This is a genomic window from Micromonospora sp. NPDC004540 (assembly GCF_040610095.1).
Lineage (GTDB): Bacteria > Actinomycetota > Actinomycetes > Mycobacteriales > Micromonosporaceae > Micromonospora.
This window is the reverse complement of the sequence record NZ_JBEXLR010000039.1, coordinates 43,375-51,210: the sequence shown is the minus strand read 5'-3', so window position 1 is coordinate 51,210 and position 7,836 is coordinate 43,375. Positions and strand designations below refer to the sequence as shown.

Below are 7,836 nucleotides of genomic sequence, written 5' to 3'. Positions count from 1 at the left end.
TGTTCGGGTGCTTACCGGTGAACTGCTCGGCGAGCGGACCGTACGCGGTCACCACGTCGGCGCCGGTGTGGCCGCTGGTCGTCCAGTCCAGGTTGAAGCTCTGGCCGCTGCCCTTGATCGCGAACGGCCCGTCCTCGGCCGAGACGCCGTCGCCGGACTCGTCGGAGGTGGCGGTGTCCTCGACGGTCAGGCCGCCGCACTCGTGGTCGCCGGTCACCACGACCAGCGTGTCCGGGTGGCTGGCCGCGTAGTTGCGGGCCACCGCCACGGCATTCTCCAGCTCGCCGAGCGCCTGGAGCATCCGGGTGCCGTTGTTGTTGTGGGCGAACTCGTCGATGCCCTCCTCCTCGACGAAGAGGAAGAAGCCCTTCTTGTTCGTCGACAGCGTCGACAGCGCCTTCTCCGTCATGGCGGCCAGGCTGACCGGCGGGGCGTACACGTCGCCCTGGCCCTCGGGCCGCTGCTGGAACAGCTCCTCGTTGCCGAAGAGGCCGAGCAGCTTGCCGCCCTTGGCGGCCTGGAGCTGGGCGGCGGTGGAGACGTACTGGTAGCCCTTGGTCCTGGCCTCGGCGACCAGGTCGCCCTTGGTGCCCTTGCTGGCCTCGGACGGGTCCTCGGCCGCCTGGTCCGGGTACGCGCCGGCGTTGCCGGCCGGCAGCCACCAGTCCTCGCCGCCGCCCAGGATCACGTCCGGCCGGGTGACCTCCAGGTACTGCCGGGCGATCTCGTCCTGCACGGAGCGGTCGGCGGTGTTCGCGAAGAAGGCCGCCGGGCTGGCGTCGGTGACCTGGGCGGTGGTGACCAGGCCGGTGGCCTTGCCGGCCGCCTTGGCCTGAGCGCCGAGGACGGGCAGCGGCTTGCCGTCCACGTCGACGCTGATCGCACCGTTGTAGGTCTGCTCGCCGGTGGCCCAGGCGGTCGCCGCCGCGGCCGAGTCGGTGATCGGCGTCTTCGGGTCGTGCGGGCTGGTGGTGAGCTGCCCGGAGTACGGCAGCTTGTCCATGGTGAGCTGGCCGTCGAGTCCGGCCAGGTAGAGGCGGGCCGCCTCGCGCTGGGCGGCGGCCATGCCGTCGCCGTTGATGAAGATGACGTTGCGGGCCTTGCCCTTGGCCGCGCCGGCGTCGGCGGCGGTGATCGGGTTGGCCAGGCTCAGTCCGGCGGCGGCCACCGCCCCCGCGACGACGGGGTCACGGGTGTCCTCCTGGACGGATGGAACGCTTGGCGGCCATCACGCAACCGCAGCCACTGGCCGAAAGCCTGGCCGGCAGATGAACGAAGGGCGGCCGTTGCCGGGACTTTGTCGCCCGAGGCAACGGAAATTTGGCTGGTTCGATCGACCGGGCGGGGGTAGTGGCCCAGGCAAGCCGTTCCGCAACCCACCGGTAAGGGGCTGTTGAGATGACCGACGTACAGACGGAACGGGACGTCGTCGACGTCCTGATGACCGACCACCGCGAGGTCGAGGCGATCTTCGTCGAGCTGGAGAGCCGACAGGGCACCCCGGAGCACCGGCGGCAGCTCGCCGACGTGGTGATCGCCGAGCTGGTCCGGCACTCCGTGGCCGAGGAGGTCCATGTCTATCCGGCCGCCCGCAAGGCCCTCCCCGACGGCGACCAGATCGCCGAGCACGAGATCTCCGAGCACGCCGACGCCGAGCGGACCATGAAGGAGTTGGAGTCGCTGGACCCCTCCGACCCGCGCTTCGACGAGCTGCTGACCAAGCTGACCGGGACCATCCGGCACCACGTGCAGGACGAGGAGAACGACCTCTTCCCCCGGCTCCGCGCGGCCTGCGCACGCGAGGAGCTCATCGAGCTGGCCGGCAAGGTGGAGGCGGCGAAGAAGTCGGCGCCGACCCGGCCGCACCCGGCCGCACCGGACCACCCGCCGGCGAACAAGCTGCTCGCCCCGGGCACCGGCCTGGTCGACCGGATGCGCGACGCGCCCAGCGGCCGGCCCACCTCGATGCGGGAGCTGCGCGAAAAGTCCTGACCCCCGACCGCGGCGGCCACGCCCCCGGCGCGGGGGGCGGGGCCGCCGCCGCGTGTCAGGGGGTCTGCGGGTACGGGTCGAGCGGACGTTCGAAGAAACTCTCCAGCACCACCACGGTCTGCGTGCCGGTGACACCCTCCACCTGGAACAGCCGGCGCAGGCTGGCCTGCAGCTGCTCGGGCGTGCCGACCCGGATCTTCACGAGCAGCGAGGCGGGGCCGGCGATGACGTGTGCCTCCTCCACCTCGGGCAGCGCGGCGAGCGCATCCCGGGTGGGGCGGTCGCCCATCCAGGCGTTCGCCTCCACCAGCACGAACGCCAGGACTCCCCGGCCGACCGCGGCGGGGTCGACGTCCACCGTGGTCCGCCGGACCACCCCCTGCTCGCGCAACTTGCGCACCCGTTCGTGGACCGCCCCGGTGGAAAGCCCGACGACCCCGGCCAGCGTCGCGTACGACTGGGTGGCGTCGTGTTGCAGCGCCGCGAGCAGCTTCCGGTCGACGTCGTCCATGACCGCGCCTCCGTTCGGTGTCCCACCTCACGGCCGAATGCCGTTCGGTCATGTTAGCGTCATGCCGAACGTCAGTCACGGGTGGAGGCGGTCAACGTGGATCGGTTCAGGACGCGCTTCGAGGTGCGGGACGAGCGGTTCCGCCGGGTCAACGGCGACGAATGGACGGAGTGCCTCTGGACCGGGGGCCGCTGGCTGGAGGGCCCGGCCTGGTTCTCCGCCGGGCGCTACCTGGTCTTCAGCGACATCCCCAACGACCGCCTGCTGCGCTGGGACGAGACCACCGGGGCGGTCGGGGTGTTCCGCCATTCGGCCGGCTACGCCAACGGGCACACCGTCGACCGGCGGGGGCGGCTGGTGAGCTGCGAGCAGGGCGGGCGGCGGGTCACCCGGACCGAGGCCGACGGCACCGACACGGTGCTCGCCGATCGCTGGCGCGGCAAGCGGCTGAACAGCCCCAACGACGTGGTCGAGCACTCCGACGGCTCGATCTGGTTCACCGACCCGAGCTACGGCATCGACAGCGACTACGAGGGCCACCGGGCCGAGAGCGAGATCGGCGGCAACCACGTCTACCGGGTCGACCCGCACGACGGCGAGGTGCGCCGCGTCGCCGACGACTTCGGGCAGCCGAACGGGCTGGCGTTCAGCCCCGACGAGTCCCTGCTCTACGTGGTCGACACCCGGGCGAAACACCTGCGCCGGTTCGCCGTGACCGAGGGCGGCACGCTGCGCGGCGGCGAGGTCTTCGCCACCTGCGACGCCGGCTCCTTCGACGGCGTGCGCCTCGACGACGCCGGCCGGGTCTGGGTGGCCGCGCACGACGGGCTGCACTGCTTCGACCCGGACGGCACGCTGCTCGGCAAGCTGCACCTGCCGGAGGTGGTCGCCAACTTCACGTTCGGCGGCCCGAAGCGCAACCAGCTCTACATCTGCGCCTCCAGCTCGCTGTTCAGCCTGCGGGTCAACGTCAACGGGGCGCGCTACCCGGGCTGGTGACCGTCAACCCTCCGGCGCGATCCGCCGGAGGCTGTCGGACACGACGATCGCCTCCAGCGGGCAGGACTCGGCCGCGTCCAGCACCGACTCGTCGGCGGCGATCCGCTCCGCCACCGGCCGGGACAGCCCGTCGACCAGCGCGAAGTGCTGCGGCGCCACGCCGGCGCAGATCCCGGACCCGATGCACCGGGTCGGGTCGACGTGCAGCCGCCACTCGGTCTCCCCGCTCACGCGTCCTCCCCCGCTCCGACCCGGCTCACCAGGCCACCGGCATCGCCACCAGGCCCCGCACCAGCAGGCCGCTCTTCCAGGTCGGCTCCTCCACCGGCACGGCGAGCCGAAGGCCGGGGGCCCGGTCGAGCAGAGTCTCCAGCACCACCCGCAGCTCCATCCGGGCCAGTTGCGCCCCGACGCAGTGGTGCACGCCGTGGCCGAAGCCGAGGTGCGGGTTGACCTGCCGGGTCAGGTCGAGGCGGTCGGCGTCGGTGAAGACGGTGTCGTCCCGGTTGGCCGCCGCGATGTTCACCACCGCCGGCTCGCCCGCCCGGACCAGCACCCCGCCCAGCTCGACGTCCTCGGTGGCGTAGCGGGGGAAGGCCGCCGTGGCGCCGAGCGGGATGAACCGCATCAACTCCTCGACGGCGACCGGCACCAGCTCCGGCCGGTCCCGCAGGGTGTCCCCGGCGCCGGGGGTGGTGAGCAGCACGTACACCATGTTGGGGATCTGGGTCACGGTGGTCTCGTGGCCGGCGGCGAGCAGCCCGGCGGCGAGGGTGACCAGCTCCTGCTCGGTGAGCCGGTCGACGTTGTCGTCGCGCGCCCGGACCATGGCGCTGAGCAGGTCGCCGGTGGGCTCCACCCGACGCCGGGCGACCAGCCCGCCCATGTAGGCGAGCAGGCTGTCGAGGTAGTGCTGGGCGAGACCGGGGTCGAGAGGATGCCGGTCTCCTGCTGGCGCGGCGTGTTCCGCGGGCGGTGCGGGTCGACTCCGCACGACTCGACGCTGAGCCATGCCCCGACTGCGGATGGTAGCGAGAACGGTCGATGGAGACCAGAGGGTTGTTCCGGTCCCGACACGACGATCCCGGGCCGCCCGCGCGGGACGGCCCGGGATCGGGGCCCGGTCAGCGGCCGGTGTCGCCCTCGCCGGTCCGCTGCTGCGCCATGTCGACGCCCTTGTCGATCTTCTCGTCGTACTTGCCCTGGGTCCGCTTGTCGGCCATGTCGCCGCCCTTTTCAATCCCCTGGTCGACCTGCTTGTCGTGCTTGTCGGCGAAGTCCTTGGCCTTGTCCATGAAGTCGCTCATGTCGGTTCTCCCTTCGATACCGTGAATGCCTTCCCTGGGGCCGGAGGCCCAAACGCGCCATGTCCGGAGCTCGCCCGGGTGTCGGATTCGCGTGCGTCGGGTACCAACGGCCACGATCGAGGAGGCGACGTGGACGAGGACGCTGGAACGCCGAAGTCGGCGGAGCGCGGCCGGGCGGCGGGACCGCGACAGACCTGGGCCGGGCTGCCCTGGCCGGTACGGACGGCCGTCACCTGGAGCGCCTGCCTCGTGGTGGTGGTCGCCGCGCTCTGGCTGCTCGGGAAGATCGCGGTGCTGCTGGCGCCGCTGGCCGTGGCGCTGGCCGGCACGCTCTTCCTCACCGCGCTGCTCGACCCGGTGCTGCTCCGGCTGCGCCGACTCCGGGTGCCGGCGGCGCTGGCCGCCCTGCTCAGCGTCCTGCTGCTGCTCGGCGTCCTGGTCGGCGTCGGGGCGCTGGTGTGGAACCTGACGGCGAGCCAGTTCGGCGAGCTGAGCCAGCAGCTCGACCAGGGCCTGGAGCGCAGCCGGGACTTCGTCACCTCGAGCCTGCCGGTCACCGACGAGCAGCTCGACCGCCAGATCAAGCAGATCCGGGAAGGGCTCAGCGGCAGCGCCCCCGACCCGGTCGCCGGGGCGCGGACGGCCGCCGAGGTGGCCGGCTCGATCCTGCTCGGCCTGGTGCTGCTCTTCTTCCTGCTCAAGGACGGCCGGTCGATGTGGCACTGGGTGCTGCGCCGGATGACCGGGCCGCGCCGCGAGCTGACCGCCGAGGCGGGCCGGGCCGGCTGGCGGACGCTCGGCGCGTACAGCCGGGGCACAATGATCATCGCGGCGATCGACGCCATCGGCATCGGGCTGGCGCTGGTGGTGCTGCGCGTACCGCTCGCCCTGCCGCTCGCGCTGATCACCTTCCTCGGCGGGTTCGTGCCGATCATCGGCGCCACCGTGGCCGGCGCGATCGCGGTGCTGGTCGCCCTGGCCGCCAACGGCCCCACCACGGCCCTGCTCACCCTCGCCGCGGTGATCGCCGTGCAGCAGATCGAGGGCAACCTGCTGGAGCCGCTGGTGATGAAGCGGCAGGTGCAACTGCACCCGGCGGTCATCCTGGTGGTGGTCACCGCCGGCACGCTGATCGCCGGCATCGCGGGCGCGTTCGTCTCGGTGCCGATCGCCGCGGTCACCTGGCGGGTGCTGGACACCGTGCAACGCCACCGGGCCGCCCTGCCCGGCTGACCCGCCCCGCCCGGTCAGGCCGGGTGCGGCTGGCGGAGGTGGGTGGTGAACCAGGTCCCGGCCTGGTCGGCCACCTGCTCCAGGGTGCCCGGCTCCTCGAAGAGGTGGGTGGCGCCGGGCACTATCCGCAGCTCGGCGATGTCGCCCAGCTCCGCCCGGGCCTGCTCGTTCAGCACGATGACCTGCTCGTCCAGCCCACCGACGAGCATCAGCGTCGGGGCACGTACCGCCGAGAGCGAGCTGCCGGCCAGGTCCGGACGGCCGCCCCGGGAGACCACCGCGCCGACCTGCTCCGGCCGGGCCGCGGCGGCGACCAGGGCGGCGGCCGCCCCGGTGCTGGCGCCGAAGAGCCCGATCGGCAGCCGGCCCAGCGTCGGCTCGGCGGCCATCCAGTCCACGATGGCGGCCAGCCGCTCGGCGAGCATGCCGATGTCGAAACGCAGCTCGGCGGTGACGGCGTCCCGCTCGTCCTCCTCCGGGGTGAGCAGGTCGACCAGCACGGTGCCCAGCGCCCGCCCGTTGAACTCGTGCGCCACCGCCACGTTGCGCGGGCTGTGCCGCGAACTGCCGCTCCCGTGTGCGAACAGCACCACCCCCACGGCCCCCGACGGCACCATCACGTCCGCCGGCAACCCACCGTCCACCACCGGCACGCTCACCTCACGGGAATCCCCCATACCCCACACCTCCCACCCCCGGCATACCCCGCACCCCCATCCCCTCACCTCCGCACCCGCCGAGGCTCGACAGTTGCCTTGACGTCGGCGGCAAGGTTTAGCGTGAGGGCGGTCAGGGGGCGAGCACGCAGGTGGGGGCGGGTGGAATGCGGATCGGCGAGTTGGCCGAGCGGGCCGGGACCAGCACCCGGACCCTTCGCTACTACGAGTCCCAGGGGCTGGTGTGCCCACGCCGGTCGGCGAACGGCTACCGGGTCTACGACGAGGCGGAGCTGCGCGTCGTGCACGAGATCCGGGCGCTGCTGGCGGTCGGCTTCGGGCTGGACGACATCCGGCCGTTCGTGGCCTGCCTGCGGGCCGGCAACAGCTCCGGGGACGTCTGCCCCGACTCGGTGGCGGTGCTGCGCCGCAAGCTGGCCGAGGTGGACGACTACCTCGACCGGCTCGGGGCGGTCCGCCACCAACTGCACGACCAGCTCGCCCGCGCGATCGCCCATCGGGAGGAAACATGCCTCAGGACACGCAGCAGGGCCGACTGACCGCGGTCACCGACGAGACCTTCGCGGCCACCGTGCTGGCCGCCGACCGGCCGGTGGTGGTCGACTTCTGGGCGGAGTGGTGCCCGCCCTGCCGCCCGGTCTCCAGGCACCTGGCGGAGCTGGCCGAGGAGTTCGGCGACGCGTTGCGCTTCGTCACCGTGAATTCGGACGAGAACCCACAGAGCACCCGGGCGTGCCAGGTGATGTCGATGCCGACGATGCTGGTGTTCCGGGACGGCCAGGTGGTGGGCTCGATCGTCGGCGCCCGGCCGAAGAACCACCTGCGGCTGAGCTTCGCCCGGCACCTCGACGGTTGAGCCGGCCCGGATCGGGAAGGCGCGGGGTGACCACGGACCCCGACGGATCGCGAGGATCGTCATGGCGAAACAGGACAGGTCCCGGGAGCAGGAGCTCACCGAGCAGGAACGCCGCAAACAGGAGCTGAAGGGCTCGCCGGACTGGGCGGACCGCGCCTCCGTGGCACGCACCGCCGACGACCCGCGGGCAACGGCGCCGCGCGACGCCGGCGGCCGGCCGTCCAACGGCCGCCAGTTCTGACGTACGCCGACGAAGCCCCG

Annotated in this window: 12 protein-coding genes; 6 read left to right on the top strand and 6 right to left on the bottom strand. The window is 72.6% G+C overall.

The genetic code is table 11. The features are described 5' to 3' along the window. Window positions 1-1,168 (bottom strand): alkaline phosphatase (locus ABZV78_RS15665; protein ID WP_355639060.1); only part of this gene is annotated, 1,168 nt, incomplete at its 3' end. A gap of 230 nt (window positions 1,169-1,398) precedes the next feature. Between ABZV78_RS15665 and ABZV78_RS15660 the strand changes: the two genes are divergently transcribed. After that, complete coding sequence (locus ABZV78_RS15660; RefSeq protein WP_355639058.1) at window positions 1,399-1,992, top strand: hemerythrin domain-containing protein; 594 nt, start codon at window positions 1,399-1,401, stop codon at window positions 1,990-1,992. A gap of 55 nt (window positions 1,993-2,047) precedes the next feature. Here ABZV78_RS15660 and ABZV78_RS15655 read toward each other — a convergent pair whose 3' ends face one another. Continuing rightward, window positions 2,048-2,503, bottom strand: coding sequence for an Lrp/AsnC family transcriptional regulator (locus ABZV78_RS15655; RefSeq protein WP_355639057.1), 456 nt, complete (start codon window positions 2,501-2,503; stop codon window positions 2,048-2,050). 96 nt (window positions 2,504-2,599) lie between these two features. Here ABZV78_RS15655 and ABZV78_RS15650 point away from each other — a divergent pair, with 96 nt between their 5' ends. Beyond that, window positions 2,600-3,502 (top strand): SMP-30/gluconolactonase/LRE family protein, encoded by a 903-nt coding sequence (locus ABZV78_RS15650; protein ID WP_355639056.1) that lies wholly within the window; start codon window positions 2,600-2,602, stop codon window positions 3,500-3,502. 3 nt (window positions 3,503-3,505) lie between these two features. Here ABZV78_RS15650 and ABZV78_RS15645 read toward each other — a convergent pair whose 3' ends face one another. The 3 genes from ABZV78_RS15645 to ABZV78_RS15635 all read right to left on the bottom strand — a co-directional run bounded on the left by ABZV78_RS15645 (window position 3,506) and on the right by ABZV78_RS15635 (window position 4,809). Continuing rightward, window positions 3,506-3,733 carry a ferredoxin gene (locus ABZV78_RS15645; protein ID WP_355639055.1) on the bottom strand — a complete coding sequence of 76 codons (228 nt, stop codon included), beginning with the start codon at window positions 3,731-3,733 and terminating at the stop codon, window positions 3,506-3,508. 25 nt (window positions 3,734-3,758) lie between these two features. Then, on the bottom strand, window positions 3,759-4,496 hold the full coding sequence (locus ABZV78_RS15640) for a cytochrome P450 (protein ID WP_355639053.1): 738 nt from the start codon (window positions 4,494-4,496) through the stop codon (window positions 3,759-3,761). A gap of 130 nt (window positions 4,497-4,626) precedes the next feature. Next, window positions 4,627-4,809, bottom strand: coding sequence for an antitoxin (locus ABZV78_RS15635; protein WP_313723353.1), 183 nt, complete (start codon window positions 4,807-4,809; stop codon window positions 4,627-4,629). Window positions 4,810-4,938: 129 nt separating this feature from the next. Here ABZV78_RS15635 and ABZV78_RS15630 point away from each other — a divergent pair, with 129 nt between their 5' ends. Next, the gene (locus ABZV78_RS15630) at window positions 4,939-6,042 is read left to right on the top strand and encodes an AI-2E family transporter (protein ID WP_355639051.1); all 1,104 of its coding nucleotides are present in this window, start codon (window positions 4,939-4,941) and stop codon (window positions 6,040-6,042) included. 14 nt (window positions 6,043-6,056) lie between these two features. On the opposite strand, the gene ABZV78_RS15625 is transcribed toward ABZV78_RS15630, so the two are convergent. Then, window positions 6,057-6,719, bottom strand: coding sequence for a dienelactone hydrolase family protein (locus ABZV78_RS15625; RefSeq protein WP_355639049.1), 663 nt, complete (start codon window positions 6,717-6,719; stop codon window positions 6,057-6,059). Between the two features lie 146 nt (window positions 6,720-6,865). Here ABZV78_RS15625 and ABZV78_RS15620 point away from each other — a divergent pair, with 146 nt between their 5' ends. The 3 genes from ABZV78_RS15620 (at window position 6,866) to ABZV78_RS15610 (ending at window position 7,816) form a co-directional block, all read left to right on the top strand. Next, window positions 6,866-7,258, top strand: coding sequence for a MerR family transcriptional regulator (locus ABZV78_RS15620; protein ID WP_091260961.1), 393 nt, complete (start codon window positions 6,866-6,868; stop codon window positions 7,256-7,258). Continuing rightward, entirely contained in the window at window positions 7,228-7,575 is a 348-nt protein-coding gene (locus tag ABZV78_RS15615; RefSeq protein ID WP_355639047.1) for a thioredoxin domain-containing protein, read from the top strand. Before ABZV78_RS15620 ends, ABZV78_RS15615 begins: the two co-directional genes overlap by 31 nt. 61 nt (window positions 7,576-7,636) lie before the next feature. Continuing rightward, complete coding sequence (locus ABZV78_RS15610; protein WP_355639045.1) at window positions 7,637-7,816, top strand: hypothetical protein; 180 nt, start codon at window positions 7,637-7,639, stop codon at window positions 7,814-7,816. Window positions 7,817-7,836: the final 20 nt, after the last annotated feature.